Below are 16,106 nucleotides of genomic sequence, written 5' to 3'. Positions count from 1 at the left end.
CGTGTGGTGCGGACCTAAATCGGAGACGGGAGGGAAACGATGCCGGCGAAAATGATCCGCTTCCATGAGCAGGCTCGGCAGTCCTTGAAAGAAGGCGTTGACATTCTGGCCAACGCGGTGAAGACGACTTTGGGGCCCAAGGGGCGCAACGTCGCGCTAGACAAGAAGTACGGCGCTCCGACGGTCAGCCATGACGGTGTGACGGTCGCCAAGGAGATCGAGCTCGAGGATCCGTTCGCCAATATGGGTGCGCAGCTCCTGAAGGAGGCGGCGACGAAGACCAACGACGTCGCCGGTGACGGGACAACCACGGCGACCGTGTTGGCGCAGGCGATCGTTCATGAAGGGCTCCGCAACGTCGCTGCGGGTGCCAACCCGATGCTGCTCAAGCGGGGGATCGAGCTGGCGACCAAGGCAGTCGTGGAGCGGCTCAAGTCGATGGCGAAGGAGGTCCGCGGGCGCGAGGATATTGCGCACGTGGCGACGATCTCGGCGGCTGACCCAGAGATTGGGAACCTGATCGCCGAGGTGATGGAGAAGGTTGGTAAGGACGGCGTCATCACCGTTGAGGAGTCCAAGGGCCTGGCCTTCGAGGTTGAGTACACCGAAGGGATGGAGATCGACCGCGGCTATATCTCCCCGTACTTCGTGACCAACCCAGAGCGAATGGAGGCCGTGGTCGAGGAGCCGTTCATCCTGATCACGGACAAGAAGGTCTCGGCCGTCTCTGACATCTTGCCTGTCCTGGAGAAGGTGCTCCAGGTCAGCAAGAACTTCGTGATCATCGCCGAGGATGTTGAGGGCGAGGCGCTGGCCACGCTCGTGGTCAACAAGCTCCGCGGAACGCTCAATGCTCTGGCAGTCAAGGCGCCAGGCTTTGGTGACCGCCGGAAGGAGATGCTGCGCGACATAGCAATCCTTACTGGAGGCACGGTCATCTCTGAGGAGCTTGGGCGTAAGCTCGAGACTGCGCGCCTGGAGGATCTCGGTCGTGCCCGCCGCGTCGTTGCGACCAAGGACAAGACGACGTTCGTCGAAGGGTATGGCCGGGAGGAAGACATCAAGGCGCGCATCGAGCAGATCAAGGCCCAGATCGAGCAGACGACCAGCGACTTCGACCGCGAGAAGCTGCAGGAGCGGTTGGCCAAGCTCGCTGGTGGCGTAGCGGTCATCAAGGTTGGCGCTGCCACCGAGGTAGAGCTGAAGGAGAAGAAGCACCGCGTCGAGGACGCGCTGAGTGCGACCCGCGCAGCGGTCGAAGAGGGAATCGTCCCAGGTGGCGGTGTAGCTCTGCTGAACGCGATTTCGGCGCTGGACGATGTCCAGGCTGAGGGTGACATCAAGACCGGTGTCTTGATCGTCAAGCGGGCACTCGAAGAGCCGCTGCGTGGCATTGTCGAGAACGCTGGGCTTGATGGCTCGGTCGTCATCGAGACGGTGCGGCGCCTGCAGAAGGAGCAGAACAATCCGAACATCGGGTACGATGTCATCCGCGAGGAGTACGGCGACCTCCTCGAGTGGGGTGTCATCGATCCGGTGAAGGTGACCCGCTCGGCGGTTGAGAATGCGGCCTCGGTGGCGGCGATGATTCTAACGACCGAGGCATTGATTACCGAGAAGCCGGAGAAGGAGAAGGCGCCAACGCCGAGCATGGAGTACTAATCCCGTCAGCAAGTTCCGGCGAAAAACCGGGTGCGCGCGAGCGCACCCGGTTTTTCCTTTTCACCCGCTTCCCCTACCTGGCGGTTACACTCCTGGCAGCGTGACGGCGTCACGTCCGCGAAACGACCGGTATGGCAAAGGCAGGGAAAAGATCGGGAATGTTCGCACGGCCGCCACGAGTTCTTCGCTTCGGTCTTTTTGACGCGCACTATTCGCGCAACCGCACGACCGCCGCAGCATTCAGTACAGCAGGAGCAGAACTGCGCGAGCTTCGCATCCGTGTGCTCGACGATCTTGGAGATCGCTTACAGCCCTCGCGTGACGTCGGAGCTCTGGCACGTCTAGGCATCCGAGTCCTCCGTGGTGAACTTCAACTTGCGCTCGCTGTCCCGCGCCCCCTGGTTTGGGCAGACGCTGTCCTTTTCGGGTATCCCGGGCAGTGGGATGTCGCATTCTGGGCTCCACTTCTTCGTCGCGCTTGTCGTCGGATCGTTTTCGATCCGCTCGTGACGCTGACCGAAACCTTTGTTGAAGATCGTCGGCTGGTTGCCCCAGGATCCTGGCGAGCTCGTGTGTTGCGGTTGTTGGATCGACAGGCGTTGCGGACTGCTGATCACATTCTTGCGGATACACCACAACAGGCCACCTATTGGGCGGCATTGTCTGGGGTCTCCCTTGAGCGGTTTGTGATTCTGCCAGTCGGGGCGGACGAATCACTTTTCCGAGTGCAGCGGCGCGCCGCAGTTGGGGCACGAGACGACGCGCCGGAACGTCTCCGCGTTCTCTTCTATGGGACATATAGCCCCTTGCATGGCGCGGAGACGATTGTGGATGCGCTGCATCGACTCGAACGTGCTGGTGAGCCAATCTCGCTGGTCATGATCGGCACAGGGCAATTCGAATCGGCCGTCAGGCAGCGCGCCGCGGCACTTGGCCTCCGTGCGGTCGAGTTCGTGCAGTGGGTTTCCGAGGCGGAGCTCGCCGACTGGATCGCGTGGGCTGATGTGGTGCTGGGAATCTTTGGCGCGACCGCCAAAGCGGCGCGCGTCGTACCGAATAAGGTTTACCAGGCGATGGCAATGGGCGCGGCGATCGTAACGCGCGACAGCCCAGCGATACGCTGGCTGGCTGGTGGCGAGGAGATCGCACGACTCGTGCCCCCAGCGGACCCCGATGCTCTTGCCGACGCCCTGCGCGAGCTCCGAATACCGGAGCGTCGTGCGGCGCTGGCTGTAGCCGCACGTACCCGCTATGAAGCAGTGGCGTCTGACCGTGCCCGAGCTTCCTGTCTTCGGCCGTTGCTCCAGGAGTTGTCGCGCAGGCATTCAGGGGAGCGGGGGGAGGAATGCGTATGACCCAGACCGCTCGCCGGCGAAGGACTCTTCAGCGTAGTTGGCGGCTTCTGGTCGGTGTTACGCTGGTGGCAGTTGTCATCTGGCGTCTCGGACCGCGTCAGTTGTTCACGGCACTCACCACCGTGTCCCCCGTTGTCCTCCTCCCAGCGATGATGGTCGGGTGTCTACCGCCCGTTTTCCACGCGTGGCGATGGCGGCGGTTGCTGGAGATTTCCGAGGAGCGGGTCTCGATCTTGGACGCAGTGCGCGTCACGGTGGCGGCCTCAGTGGCGAACTATGCGCTCCCTGCGTTTGGTTGGGCGCCAGCGAAAGTGGTGGCTACCAAGCGATGGCTCGGCATTCAGGCGACGAGTTCTGTTCCCACCGTACTGATTGAGCATGCGCTTGACTCGGCGGTATTGCTATTCCTCGGTTTCACAGGCCTCGTCGCACTTGGCGTGCCAGTAAGGGTGCTGACGGTTAACCTCCCGAACGACACGCAAGGATGGTTCGTCGTCTTTGGGGCGACAGCGTTTGGTCTTGCTGTCGCAGCACTAGCGGGCCTCCGGTGGGGAAGCCGATTGGTTGTGACGAGCGTACGGCAGGGCTACCGAGTGGTGCGAACGCTGTGGCGCGATCCCGTCGTCTGGATCGCGACGGTTGGACGGTGGGGTGCGGAGTTTGTACTGCTTGCGATCTTGACATGGGCCACCGGCCTCCACCTTCCCGTAGCGGCACTCCTTGTCTTGTTGGGGCTACCGGGTATTCTCGGTCTCTTGGCGCCGGTTCCTGGTGGGTTGGGGATCCGAGAGGCGACCGGCGTAGTACTGGCCACAGCGCTTGGTTTGGGTGCAGTCGGTGTTGTTGCGGTACTCACCTGGCAGCGGCTTGCAGCACTCGCCGGTCTTGCAATTGTTGGCGTTGCGAGTTCGTTCGTGCGGAGGTACGTGCTGTGAAGAGTCTGGCCGGTGCCCTTGTCTCGCGAATTCTGGTTCCGCCCGATCCGATCCTTGCTAGCATTTGGGGCGTCGGTTTAGCGATTCGGCTCGTCCTTTTGCCGATAACGCTGCATAGCGATCTCTACCAGATCTACTCGCGTGCCCATGTGGCGATCACAATGGGAGCGTGGTTTGCCTGGAGTTCTCAGCTCATTGCACAGCTGTTCCATGACGGGTGGTTGTTTCTTGTCGTTTCGCTCTTGCCGGATAGCGATGACATTTGGTCTGTCACGGCAGGGGTGGCTGGGATTGGCGCCCAACCGCACGATCTCGCCCGTTTCCTCGCTTATCCGTATTTGGCACGTGCACTCGTGTTACTCAAGCTTCCCTATGTGGCCGCCGATGCCGTGGTGGGATGGCTTCTAAGCCGTGACATGCCAGTGAAGCAGCGCCGTTGGGCGTTGGCACTCTGGTGGCTTAATCCAATCGTCATCTATACCAGTGCAGTGTTCGGTCGGCACGATAGTGTCTGGGTGGCGTTGCTGCTTGGTGGTGCGCTCATTGCCCGGCGTGGCTTTCGCTGGACTGGTTTTGCGTGCAGCGCCCTGGCGGCGGGGGCGCGGTTCTTTCCAGTGTTTTTACTCCCCGTGTATCTGGTGGCGTTTCGGCGCTCGTGGCGCAGCGTCGCGCTTGGTGGTGTGGCGGTTGTTGGCAGCTGGATTGTCCTCGATCTCTTCGTCGTTGTCTGGAGCGGTACCAGCCCAACACTCACCCTGTTAGGGGATTACCCACATGTCCGGTATCTGGTAGCGCTTTCCCTTCCGGTCAGTGAGGATGTACCACTTCCGCTCTTCCCGTTGGCCTATACCGTATTCCTCTGCTGGTGGTTCACTGTAGCCCCGCGTGGCTGGACTGCGTACCAAGCGGCGGCTGGTGCCACGCTTTGTGGGGTTGTTGCTCTAACGCCGTTTCATCCACAGTATGTGATCTGGGCGCTACCGTTCGCGGTGCCGGTACTGGCGCGTCAACTGTCGGGCCGCCTACTCGCTCTTCTGCAGGCAGGGCTCTTTCTTGTTTGGTTAACGCGCTGGGGTGCAGCGGCGACGACTGCGTTGCTCTCACCGCTTGGAGACGATTTTGTGTCTGCTCTGCCCGATCCACAACTTGTTGCAGCAGCATTGGTTCCTGCTTCCGTCTGGCAGCCGGTGCTGCGTGCAATGTTCGCCGGGGTGACATTGTGGATCGGGTGGCTTGTGCTGCGAGAGCAGATAGGCATGATGCGCGAGATGACGAGCAAAGAGATGGAGCTGGCGGGACGGGAGCGATGAGGATCGGAAGGTGGGGTTCTCTCTGCGTCCTCTGCATCCTGGCCACGTCACTGGCGGCTTGTCGTACCCCTCTGGCACTCGTCCCGAGTTTGCCGGAGTCGACAAGCACGGTGACAGTGCGCACGCGACTGGAGCAACCGTTCTACTCCCCAGCCGATGGTCTCGCCGCAGTTGAGCTCAGAATAAACCTTCCGTCCAGTTTCGGCCCTGAAGAGCGACCCTCGCTCGGTGGGGGTGGTGTCCTCCGTGTGTTCTACGCGCCCGAACACGATCCGCGCTATCCGGACACCGACTTCTATGCATGGCCAGAGTCGCAGGGTTGGCTTGGCGAACTCCTCCCGGGGCGGCTCGTGGGACAAGTATTTCTTTCACGGTACCCGTATCTCGACGGGATCACCGTTCGCGTGGGGACGTATGGTGCGGATATCGGTCGAGGTACCGGCCGTTTACGAACGGATGTTTCGGCCATCGTGCGTGAAGCCCCCATCGCTGGCCGAGAACTTGCAGCCCTCCCAGGCGGGGGCGCAGTCGAGGTGATCGGAAGCCGCGAAGGATGGATCCGTGTCCGCTTGCCAGACGGTCGCATCGGGTACATTGATCGCGCGCTCTTCGCGGAGCTTCCTCCGCCAACCCGCGAGAACACCGGTCTGCTCGTGTTGCGTCTTTACCGTGCCGGCGATGGGGAGTTGCTCCGCGAGGCACACCTCGACGTCCGTGCGCTAAGCGACGAGAGCCACGTCACTTTTCGTTTCGCACCGGTACCTGATTCCTACCGTGTTGAGTACCGCTTCACTGTTGAAGCCGTTGGCTCTGCTCCTGGCCACGCTGTGACACTCTGGGGTAATCCATCCACGGGAGAACTCGTCTTTCGTCCGAGCTACGCGCCAGTGGTGCTGGCCGAAGTATCACTCGATTCAGGACGGTGGTCAGGGGTGCAGAACACGCTCGAAGTACGGTTTCCACCGATCCGGCCGACGCGCGACACCTATCTCCGTTTCGTGATCGAGTCCGGGGAGCGCCCACTTGTGGTGCACTGGTCAATGGTGCGACCGCCGGGAAACCTTCCGCTGAGGAGTCAAGACGATCCAGGCATCTGGGGTGGAGTGGTCTTCAACGCGCGCTATCTCGACGATGTTCCCATGGCGACGGTGTTCCAAGCTGGAGTGGGGCGGGCCATTCGGCTATTCCTGAACGATCCGCCGCTTGTGGCTGTCTATGCACTGATCCTGGCAAGCATCGCTCTGCTCGTTGGGTGGAGCTGGAGGAGCCGTGGTCGTTGAGCGTTCCCATCGTGAGTGTGTCCTCTGCGGCGCATGCTTTACAGGGAGAAGTTTTCTTTGTCGTTCCTGCAGCGCGCGGTATCGCCGTGAGCGTCCGAGCCGTCAACTGCGGCGGCGGTTCTACGAGGGAGTCGACCGGCTGTATCCTGGGTGGGCGAACACGTATGGCTCGTACAATCCGCCGCTGGGTTTACTCCGTGTCCTCGATCGATTGCCGCGTACGGTGCGGATCCTCGAGCTCGGTTGCGGAGGCGGTGCGCTGCTTCGTGAGTTGGCGGCGCGGGGATTTTTTGAACTCGTAGGACTCGATCTTGCACGCACTGCGCTCGTGGAGGCACGCCAGCGGCAGACACCGGCAAGTCTTGTCCTCGCTGAGGCCGAACGCCTTCCGTTCCATGACCGGAGCTTCGATATTGTTCTGGCGGCCGATCTCATCGAGCACGTCGATGATGTTGACGAACACCTGGCTGAGGTAGCGCGCGTGCTGCGTGAGGGTGGGCAGTACCTTGTGAAGACACCGAACCGGCCGCTCGCAGAAGCCTACTATCGTCTCGTCGGACTCGATGACTACCCCTTCTGGCATCCGTCGCTCTTGTCTCCAGGAGAACTTCGGGCGGTTTTTGCGCGCCACGGCTTCACTGCCTGCTTCGTAGCGCAACCGGGGCTGACACCTGCTCAGCTTCGGAAGATTCCTTCGCGATTGCTGCGGCGGCTCGCCCAAACGCTGCCGGTCTCGTGTCTGCCGGTGTGGCTGCGTCCTCACCTCGAGGTTGTCGCCGTGCTACGGGTTGGGCGCTGACGGTATTGTCCCGAGCAGGATCGTCGAGTTGTGTGGTGCAAGGGCGCGAGTTGTTGGGTTGGAGTGCTGCTCTCTGGTGCACTGTGGGAACGAAGAGCAGCGTTACTCGGAATATCGTCCAGACCGAACCCTCGAAGAGTTGGAACCGCAAGCGTCGGAGGGTAGACCTGGTTTCGTTCGATTCAGCCACGGTGACGCGAAGCGCAACCGTTTCATCGATGTGCAGCCGCCCCAGGGCGAACAGGTCGGGTAGTGGGCTCATGAGTCCTCGGAAGCAAAACCAGGTCGCGTAGCGTACACTCGTGGTGGCGGAATCTCGCAGCGAAAGGAGAGCGCCGGTGCGGTTTACTATTTCCCTAATCCTCGCGGTGGTTTGCACCGGTTGCCTCGCTGCCCAACCACTGGGTGGACCGGTGAGTCTGCGTATCCCGGCAAGCCCAACGCCGCAGTATGACGAATCGTTGTCCTTCCCATTGCCGGGGAGTGACCGTGGGACCTTTTCGGTGTTTGGACCGCCGGAGGTGGTGACACCAGTCTCCGATCCAGCAGCATACCGCGACGACGTTGACGTCCGAGAACTCTATCGGGATCTTACGGCCTACGCGGACGTCCCACTGCGCTATCGCGGCACGGTCTGGACAGTGGTAGAGCAGAACGAGTTGGTTTTTGTACAAATCAAGGTGCATTTCGGATCGGGACCTGATGAGTGGCGAGCGATCGTCGTGATGTTTCCAACGTACCGGATCCCGGTCGATACGAGCCTCGTACGCGAGGGAGTAAGGGTTGTTGTCTGGGGTCGACCGCGGACGATGCTTCGCTTCAGCGATGACGCCGGACACGAGGTAGAGCAACCGTTACTCCTCGGCGACCGGATCGAGGTGATGGAATAGAAACGCCCCGCTCACGCGGGGCATCACTACGTGGCGCATACGGGATTCGAACCCGTGATCTCCGCCTTGAGAGGGCGGTGTCCTTGGCCGCTAGACGAATGCGCCGCGGCACCGCACAGAGTATAGCAGTTCCCAGGTATTGCTGTCCAGGTTCGCAATGCGGAGAACATCACGGACGGTTTCTCTTGTTCTTCAATTAGTGTGAGGCACGCTGGGCGTTTGGGAGAGCACTCGCTGCAGGCGCTCGGGATCGTCGACGGCCACACAGATCGATCGGAATGGCCTCGTCGGGGTCAGGTAACGGAGGCCGACTGCTGGTTGGGTCAGGGTGAGAGAGATATCTGTGCGGCCGCCGACGGCGAGGAAGGCACGCTCGTCGTCGAGGATGAGTCCATCACGTCCCTTTGGTGGCGCAGCCGGCTCAATCATGACCTGTTGAATCGACGCGAGCGGCAACCGAATCTCGTGAAGAAAAAGCCAACGAAGAACCAGCACGTCACCCACCACCTGATGAGGCCATACTCGCTCAGCAGCCCACAACGCCACCAGCCAGAGTAGCCCGTAAAGCGAGAGACCGATCGCGAGCCAGCGGATCCAATCCCAGGGCAAGAGTAGGTGGACAAGCAAGATCTCTGCGGGAGCAGTCAAAAGCACGAAAACCGTGAGAGCACCGAACAATGAGCGCCTGGCATACGAAAATGAGCGTTTCGGATCCGGCCGCCGCCGGCCAATCCATCGTGCCAACGTCCAAAGCATAGAGATTTCCAATACGATGAACCGGGCAATGTGTTGCGGTACCAATGTGGTGAGAATGGTCAGCAATTTGCTCTGGTCATTCGTGTTGCGTGCCTGTCGAAAAGCTTGCCAGCCAAGCATGAGCGCAACCCCAGCTGCAGCCAGTTCGATCGCTGCAACCAAACTCATCGCGACCACCGCGTCGATCGTTCCGCTTAGTAAGAGGATTGCGTTCAAGAGGAGCAGACCCCAGAATGTGCGGCGCAGCCATTGCATACCAATCGCCCTCTCCCATCAGTTTCGTAAAAAGTGCGTCGATGTTGCCACAGAAATTGAGACGTTGCCCGGGTAATGTTCATTTCCAAGCCCAGATACGCTATCTGGACGGTCCAGCTTCAGCCGCAAGAGTAGTTTACCTGTGTGACTGCATCGGTGTTCACTGCACAACTGCCAGGTAGTGGGAACTGCTACGACGAACTTTTGATATGTCTGTCGGTCATGGACTCGCAGAGTTCCGAGATCGGCAAAGCCGATGAGCGCAGCAGACGACTGACACGCGGGAACGGAGAACCACGCGGGATCCCTGTTGCTGAACGAGTTCGTCAGCTTACCGTGCGATTTGACAGAGATCGTGTTGCTCCACTATACTCCGCCGGAAACCTAACCGATGTGACTGCTCCTCGACGTGGGGCAGCGAATTGTAGTTTTCTTCGGTTGGATGAGAGGGCAGGTGTGAGCGCACTCGCCGAACGGCTCCTCGCCGATCTGCAAGATGCGGTACGATCGGGAGATGTCACGAAGCGCGAAGTGATTCGCTTTCTCCGTGCCGAGATCAAAAACCGCGAGATCGAGCGGGGTCGTCCGTTGACCGATGACGAAATCATCGAAGTGATTCGCCGCCAGATCAAGATGCGGCGTGAAGCAATCGAGCAGTTCGCCCAAGGAGGCAGACAGGACCTGGTCGAGCGGGAGGAAGCGCAGATCCGCGTTCTTGAATCGTATCTTCCGCAGCAACTCTCGCCGGAAGAGCTTCTCGAACTGGCGCGGGCCGTGGTTCAGGAGGTCGGTGCCACTGGTCCACGTGATATGGGACGGGTGATGCCGGTGCTGCGCGAGCGAGTGGGCCCGCGTGCCGAGGGGCGTGCGATCGCGGAAGCAGCGCAACGGGCACTCGCCGAGGTCGCCGGTCGCTGAGCCACGGGTGGAGCTGCTCGTACGAGCGAGGTGACGAGCGGCAGTGCGTTCGTTCTTCCAGCGCCTAGCAGAACGCACACAGTCTCCGCTGAGGATGCGGCCTTCTCGGGTACGCGAGTGGTTGTTGTGGATCACTGTCGCGTTGACCCTGTGGCTCCCGTTAGTCGCCCTCGTGTATGGAGCTTGGGAGGCAAGCGGCGTCAACTTCCGACCAGGGCAGATCGCTGACCGCACGATCAAGGCTCCGTACACGGCAACGTTTGAGTCGCAGCTTCTCACGCAGCAAGCACGGCGGGAGGCTTACGACGACGCACGGAACGTTGTCCTTGTGCGTGACCCCTCGGTGGAAGCGGCACAGCTCGAGGCGCTGAACCGTGTCTTGACGCAGCTTGAGAACATCCGTAGCCAACGAAGTACTGACCTGGTTGCCACGACGCAGCAGGCGCAAGCTGCGCTTGAAGGGCTGAGCCCAGAGGACGCGCAACTGCTCGTCAGCTTGTCCGACGCGAGTTGGGGGCGGATCGAAGCAGAGGCTCGCCGAGTCTTGGCGACAGTGCTGGCGGAAGAAGTTCGCTCCGACAATGTCGCTCAGGTCAAGGAACAGCTACCTGAAAGGGTGTCACTCTCCTTAAATGCGGTGGAACGCCGGTTGGTCGTTGTCCTCGTTCGGTCCTTTGTCCGGCCGAATGTCCGAGTGGATGAGCAAGCGACACGCGCTGCCCGTGAAGCGGCGGCACAGGCCGTTGCGCCGATCATGGTGACCGTGCAAGAGGGGCAGGTGATCGTGCGCGATGGCGATCCAGTCACTCCCGAGGCGCTCGAGAAGCTCGAGTTCTTTGGCCTACTCTCCCCGCGGCAGTCGTGGCCGGAGTTCCTTGGCATGCTGGCTCTACTTGGTCTGTGGGCGGCGGCGTTTGTGCTCGCTCTCTACCGCTCGACCCAGCATACACGCCAGTCGCGGCAACTCCTACTTATTGTCGGTTTGGTCGTGGTCACGCTGTTGGCAGGCCGCTTAGTCGTTCCGGTCCCGGAGCTCCGATATGCTTTTCCTGTTGCTGGGACGGTGATGCTCCTCGCTGTCTTGCTGGATTTCCGGACTGCGACGCTGGCGAGCTGGTTCCTCGCGTTGGCGCTCGGCATACTCGACGGCTTTTCGCTTGTCACGACGCTCGTCGCTGGATTTGGAAGTCTCGCCGGAGCGGCAGTTGTCTGGCGTGCTGAACGAACCATGACGTTCCTCTGGAGTGGGCTCGCGGTCGCAGTATCGACAGCAGCGACCGCATTGGCGGGCTTACTCGCGCTCGGTCGACAGCCAGTTGATATCTCGCTGGCGGGGAACGTGGTGCTGCAGAGTGGGATCAATGGGGTGCTTTCGGCGAGCCTCTGCTTCCTCTCTTTCAGTCTGCTCGGGCGACTCCTCGGGATTACAACTCATTTGCAGCTCCTTGAGTTGGCGCATCCGACCCAGCCACTCTTGGCACGATTGGCTCGCGAAGCACCAGGGACGTACCACCATAGTCTCGTCGTCGGAAATTTGGCGGAGGCAGCGGCCGAAGTGGTGGGAGCTGATCCGCTCCTTGCTCGTGTCGCCTGCCTTTATCACGACATTGGCAAGGTTCTCCATCCCGAGCTTTACGTCGAGAATCAGACCAACCGCATGAACGTCCACGAGGCGCTTGACCCTCAGACGAGTGCTCGGCTGATCAAGGAACATGTGACCGAAGGTGTGAAACTGGCGAAGCGTGCGCGACTGCCTAAGCCGATCGTCGATATTGTGCAGCAGCACCATGGCACAACTTTAATTAAGTATTTCTATGTTAAGGCGCAGGAGCGTGGGCTGCCGGTCGATGAGCGGGACTTCCGGTACCCAGGACCGCGTCCACAGTCGAAGGAAGCGGCGGTCGTGCTGCTCGCCGACAGCGTGGAGGCAGCCGTGCGGGCGGCTGCGCAGGCTGGAAAACTCTATGAGCCAGGAGATCCGCAGTGTGTTTCCAATCGTCTGGCAGAGATCGTCGATCGGATCATCCGGGATCGGCTCGAAGATGGTCAGCTCGACGAGGCCGACCTCACGCTCCGGCAGATCAGTGAGATCCGCCGTGTCTTCCTGTCCATGCTCGAAGGTGTCTACCATCCTCGGATCGAATACCCTGAACCACCGCGTGAGCCTGTCACGCCGGTGATCGACGAGCGAGCGGCAGCTGAAGCATGAAGAGGAAATCGCTTCGGGTCGGCATTCGCCTAAGCGAGGGACTCAACCGGCCGGTGGCGGTGCGGCGGTTAGCGCGCTTGCTGCGCTTTGCAGCCGAGCGAGAGGGCGTGACTGGCGAAGTTGGAGTTTGGATCTGTCGCGACGATGAGATCGCCGAACTCCACGAGCGATTCCAGGGTATTCCTGGGCCGACCGATGTGCTGAGCTTCCCAGGCGACCCGCCGTACTTGGGCGATATCGCCGTGTCGGCCGAGACTGCGGCGCTGCAGGCCGCTGAGGTCGGTCATTCGGTCGGTCGCGAAATCGCCTTCCTCGTCCTCCATGGCTTCCTTCATCTCATCGGCTACGATGATCTGAGTGAGCCGGATCGGTCGCGGATGTTCGCGCGTCAGGAGGAACTGCTGCGTGCGTTCGAAGGTGAAGAACCTGGAAGCTGGGAACCAGTTCCGCGTCAGCGTAGTGCTCACGGTGAAGGATGAGGCTGAGTCCTTGCCAGGATTGCTTGCTTCACTGGAGCGGCAGACTCGCCCGGCTGACGAAGTGATCGTCGTCGATGGGGGATCGAGCGATACGACGGTCGACGTCTTGCGTGCGTGGCAGGAGCGTCTTCCGCTGCGCATCCTAGAGGCGCCCGGTTCGACGATCGCCCACGGCCGTAATTTGGCGCTTGCTGAGGCACGGGGCGATATCGTCGCGGTGACCGACGGAGGTGTGGTGCTGGCGGCGGATTGGCTCGAGCGCTTAATTGCGCCATTTGCGTACGACACTGCGCCAGATGTGGTTAGCGGTTTTTTCCGTGGTGCCCCGCAGACGCCGACTGAGCTTGCTCTGGCCGTGACGACGTTGCCGGATGCCGACGAGATCGATCCTGTTCGCTTCTTACCATCCAGTCGCTCGGTGGCGTTTCGCCGGAGTCTCGTCCTGGCAGGAATTCGCTATCCTGAGTGGCTCGACTATTGTGAGGACGTCGTGTTTGATCTGCGGCTCCTTCGGGCAGGTGCGCGCTTCACCTTTGAGCCGCGGGCACTCGTTTTCTATCGACCTCGCCCGTCGCTCCATGCCTTTGCCGTGCAGTACTTCCGCTACGCGCGAGGCGATGGGAAAGCAGGGCTGTTTACAGCGCGTCATGCTGTGCGGTACGCGACCTATCTCGTCTTTCTGCCGCTCGTCGCATGGGTGCGACGCTGGCTGCTCGTCGCGCTTGCCATTGCCGGTGCTGCAGTCTATCTCCGGCGCCCCTATCGCCGTCTCTGGCGACGAAGAGCGGAGTTTCCCATGAGCTGGATCATGCGGGCAGCGTTTCTCATTCCAATTGTGCGGCTAGTCGGGGATCTTGCAAAGCAGATCGGGTATCCGGTCGGGTTATGGTGGCGCTGGCGCCACTATGGTCTTAGGCGGACGTGGCGCTCGATCCCAGAATCCGTTGCGTCGCCTCCAAGAGTGATAGCCGTAAGAACTCCGCAGCCCAGAGCGTGACACGTCGGCGGATTTCCTGGGGATGGGCGACGAGCTCGTGCGTGCGGTCCCGTGTCGTGACAGGCGTGATACTGACGAAGGCGGCCTCACCACGACACCGGTCAAGCGGTTCCCTGGAATCAATCTGGAGCACGACCGCAAAGGAACAGTTTGTGCTTGTCACAATTCGCGCCTCTTCGGCCAGGGCATGCGCTGTTTCCACACGCGCTGCCCCCGTGTTCGGGATAGAGGTGAGCACGGTCGCATGGCGTAAGAGCGTGGTCGCTAGAGGCTCTTCAGCGAGGAGAGAAACCAGACGTCCAGCACTGCCCTGCTCGACCAGCGCGAGCGTCCAGCCGACTGTCGCCAGCGGAGTGAGAATTGCTGCGCCCAGTGTCGTCTCGTCAGTGCCATAGACGCGAATACCAAGGCGTGCCCGCACCTCTCGCTCGGTATCGTCCAGGAGAGCCCGTGCCGTAGCCACGTCACTCGCCTGCGCGGTAATGCGCACGTGGACGCCGTCATCCTTTGCGTACGTTGCAAGGCGCGGCACGCTGCGTTCGATAAGGTCACGCAATCGTTCCTCGACCAGTGATTCACCAAGGCCAATCGTCTTGAGCGTGCGGAACCGAATCACACCACCGCCGAGCTGCGGTACCAAGCGGGGGAGCACTTGTTCGCGCCACATTCGCGTCATCTCGCGGGGAACACCAGGCATGGAGACAATCATGCGCCCCTCGCGTCGCACGAACCAACCAGGTGCGGTGCCAATCGGATTGGGAAGCGGTTCACACGAAGGGATACGGTACGCCTGCTTGACATTGCGTTCCGGCATTGGTAGCCCGCGAGCCGCGAAGAAGGAGCGGATACGCTCGACGAGCTCCGGATCGATGGAAAGCGGCTCGTCGAGAAGCGTGGCGATTGCTTCGCGAGTGAGATCGTCCTCGGTCGGACCGATACCGCCGGTTGTGACGATAATCCGTGCATCGTCCCAGGCCCGGCGCAGAATGCGCACCAGAAGGTCCAGGTTGTCGCCGACTTGGCTACTCCAGAGTAAGGGGACGCCAAGTGCAGCGAGTTCCTGGGCAAGGAACGTCGCATTGGTGTCTGTCAAGTGCCCATCAACCAATTCAGTGCCAACTGAGAGGACGACGGCTTCCATTGTTTCGGAGCTCCTCTAGCGATTCTGCGGCACACCAAACAACGAGCGAGCAGGAAATCACCCTGCTCGCTCGACCGTACCCTCGGAGGGATTCGAACCCCCAACCTCTTGGTTCGAAGCCAAGCGCTCTATCCCTTGAGCTACGAGGGCCCACGCCCGCCAACTAGTGTAGCAGACAACGGCTCCTCCCGGCTAGTCGGCCCGGCAGCTAAGCCAGTTGCCTCCGTGCGATGATGCGAATACGCCCCGACCGGCGGGCTCGGCTCGCTATGATACCGATGGGCGTGGTTGCGAGAATGAGCACGAAATGCAGCCGAGTGAGAAGACGGTCCGCTCTTCTCCATCCCCGTGCCCGCGCAAGAAGCCGCAAGCCCCATGCCCATTCCAATCCGTGCCACTCGTGGTATTCATCGACAATTGTGAAGCCTGCCGCTGCAAATGCGCGGTGCAGCGTTTCGAGGGTGAAGACACTTCGATGTCTAGGAGGGTCATAGCCCATCCAGGCCTCGCCCAAAACAGCGGCCGCCCACGAGTCGCCATTTGGGAGCCAAGTGATGACAGTTCCACCCGGGCGGAGGAGTGCCGCGATCCTCCTTAACGCACGCTGCGGTTCCGTCAGATGTTCGAGAACGTGTTGGAGGAGAACCGTGTCGAAGGCCGGGCCTGGAATGAGGATGTGGTCGAGTGTCCCTTCAATCACGTCAAGCCCGCGTGCCCGCGCCAGCTGGGCTGCTTCGGCATCGGGTTCGATACCGAGGACGCGCGGATTCCCTGTCTCACGGATGAGTTGCAGGAGTTCACCCGTCGCGCAGCCGATCTCGAGGATCCGGCGTGGGGGGGCAAGATACGGCCAGAGTCGCCGGATCTCCAGTCGGAGCGCAAAACGACGTGCCCAGGCAGTGGTTCCCCGGCGTCGATATGGGTCGTACTCATTCGGGTAGAAGCGAGTTTCGGTGCCGGGTCGCGGTTGCGGTGTCAGATAGCGGAAGCCGCAGTGTCGGCAAATGACGAGTTGTACGGGAGAAGGAAGGGTCCCGTAGCGAAGATCGTCCAACCAGCGGAGCGGCTCGGCGTCGTCAGCTCCGCACAGCCCGCAGGAGACGGGTTCGAGTAGAGTCAT

The 16,106-nt window shown here is 61.1% G+C and carries 14 protein-coding genes and 2 tRNA genes; 11 read left to right on the top strand and 5 right to left on the bottom strand.

The window, feature by feature from the left end; all coding sequences use genetic code 11:
* Positions 1-39 precede the first annotated feature (39 nt).
* The 7 genes from groL (at position 40) to NET03_RS01360 (ending at position 8,231) form a co-directional block, all read left to right on the top strand.
* Complete coding sequence (gene groL, locus NET03_RS01390) at positions 40-1,662, top strand: chaperonin GroEL (protein ID WP_252127098.1); 1,623 nt, start codon at positions 40-42, stop codon at positions 1,660-1,662.
* 158 nt (positions 1,663-1,820) lie between these two features.
* On the top strand, positions 1,821-3,017 hold the full coding sequence (locus tag NET03_RS01385) for a glycosyltransferase family 4 protein (RefSeq protein WP_252127097.1): 1,197 nt from the start codon (positions 1,821-1,823) through the stop codon (positions 3,015-3,017).
* A complete protein-coding gene (locus NET03_RS01380; RefSeq protein ID WP_252127096.1) occupies positions 3,014-3,952 on the top strand; it encodes a lysylphosphatidylglycerol synthase transmembrane domain-containing protein in 939 nt (312 codons plus the stop codon). Before NET03_RS01385 ends, NET03_RS01380 begins: the two co-directional genes overlap by 4 nt.
* A complete protein-coding gene (locus tag NET03_RS01375) occupies positions 3,949-5,262 on the top strand; it encodes a hypothetical protein (RefSeq protein WP_252127095.1) in 1,314 nt (437 codons plus the stop codon). Before NET03_RS01380 ends, NET03_RS01375 begins: the two co-directional genes overlap by 4 nt.
* Complete coding sequence (locus tag NET03_RS01370) at positions 5,259-6,542, top strand: SH3 domain-containing protein (RefSeq protein WP_252127094.1); 1,284 nt, start codon at positions 5,259-5,261, stop codon at positions 6,540-6,542. The genes NET03_RS01375 and NET03_RS01370 overlap by 4 nt, the downstream gene beginning before the upstream one ends.
* A complete protein-coding gene (locus tag NET03_RS01365) occupies positions 6,532-7,341 on the top strand; it encodes a class I SAM-dependent methyltransferase (protein ID WP_252127093.1) in 810 nt (269 codons plus the stop codon). Before NET03_RS01370 ends, NET03_RS01365 begins: the two co-directional genes overlap by 11 nt.
* 338 nt (positions 7,342-7,679) lie before the next feature.
* A complete protein-coding gene (locus NET03_RS01360) occupies positions 7,680-8,231 on the top strand; it encodes a hypothetical protein (RefSeq protein ID WP_252127092.1) in 552 nt (183 codons plus the stop codon).
* Positions 8,232-8,262: 31 nt separating this feature from the next.
* Here the strand turns inward: NET03_RS01360 and NET03_RS01355 are convergent.
* Both NET03_RS01355 and NET03_RS01350 read right to left on the bottom strand, forming a co-directional pair.
* Positions 8,263-8,336, bottom strand: a tRNA-Glu gene (locus NET03_RS01355).
* A gap of 87 nt (positions 8,337-8,423) precedes the next feature.
* On the bottom strand, positions 8,424-9,242 hold the full coding sequence (locus NET03_RS01350; RefSeq protein WP_252127091.1) for a hypothetical protein: 819 nt from the start codon (positions 9,240-9,242) through the stop codon (positions 8,424-8,426).
* Between the two features lie 456 nt (positions 9,243-9,698).
* On the opposite strand from NET03_RS01350, the gene NET03_RS01345 reads away from it, so the two are divergent.
* The 4 genes from NET03_RS01345 (at position 9,699) to NET03_RS01330 (ending at position 13,845) form a co-directional block, all read left to right on the top strand.
* Positions 9,699-10,160, top strand: a complete 462-nt coding sequence (locus tag NET03_RS01345; RefSeq protein ID WP_252127090.1) for a GatB/YqeY domain-containing protein — start codon at positions 9,699-9,701, stop codon at positions 10,158-10,160.
* Positions 10,161-10,284: 124 nt separating this feature from the next.
* Complete coding sequence (locus NET03_RS01340; protein ID WP_252127089.1) at positions 10,285-12,369, top strand: HD family phosphohydrolase; 2,085 nt, start codon at positions 10,285-10,287, stop codon at positions 12,367-12,369.
* Entirely contained in the window at positions 12,366-12,848 is a 483-nt protein-coding gene (gene ybeY / locus NET03_RS01335) for an rRNA maturation RNase YbeY (RefSeq protein WP_252127088.1), read from the top strand. The genes NET03_RS01340 and ybeY overlap by 4 nt, the downstream gene beginning before the upstream one ends.
* Positions 12,775-13,845, top strand: coding sequence for a glycosyltransferase (locus NET03_RS01330; RefSeq protein WP_252127087.1), 1,071 nt, complete (start codon positions 12,775-12,777; stop codon positions 13,843-13,845). Before ybeY ends, NET03_RS01330 begins: the two co-directional genes overlap by 74 nt.
* On the opposite strand, the gene NET03_RS01325 is transcribed toward NET03_RS01330, so the two are convergent.
* The 3 genes from NET03_RS01325 to NET03_RS01315 all read right to left on the bottom strand — a co-directional run bounded on the left by NET03_RS01325 (position 13,760) and on the right by NET03_RS01315 (position 16,106).
* Positions 13,760-14,986 carry a competence/damage-inducible protein A gene (locus NET03_RS01325; RefSeq protein WP_252127086.1) on the bottom strand — a complete coding sequence of 409 codons (1,227 nt, stop codon included), beginning with the start codon at positions 14,984-14,986 and terminating at the stop codon, positions 13,760-13,762. The genes NET03_RS01330 and NET03_RS01325 overlap by 86 nt on opposite strands.
* Positions 14,987-15,063: 77 nt before the next feature.
* Positions 15,064-15,136: transfer RNA gene (locus tag NET03_RS01320), tRNA-Arg, on the bottom strand.
* A 58-nt stretch (positions 15,137-15,194) separates the two neighbouring features.
* Positions 15,195-16,106, bottom strand: a complete 912-nt coding sequence (locus tag NET03_RS01315; protein WP_252127085.1) for a class I SAM-dependent methyltransferase — start codon at positions 16,104-16,106, stop codon at positions 15,195-15,197.

The organism is Thermomicrobium sp. CFH 73360 (assembly GCF_023806465.1).
GTDB lineage: Bacteria > Chloroflexota > Chloroflexia > Thermomicrobiales > Thermomicrobiaceae > Thermomicrobium.
Note: the sequence above shows the minus strand (reverse complement) of the source record. Positions and strands in the feature narration are given on the sequence as shown.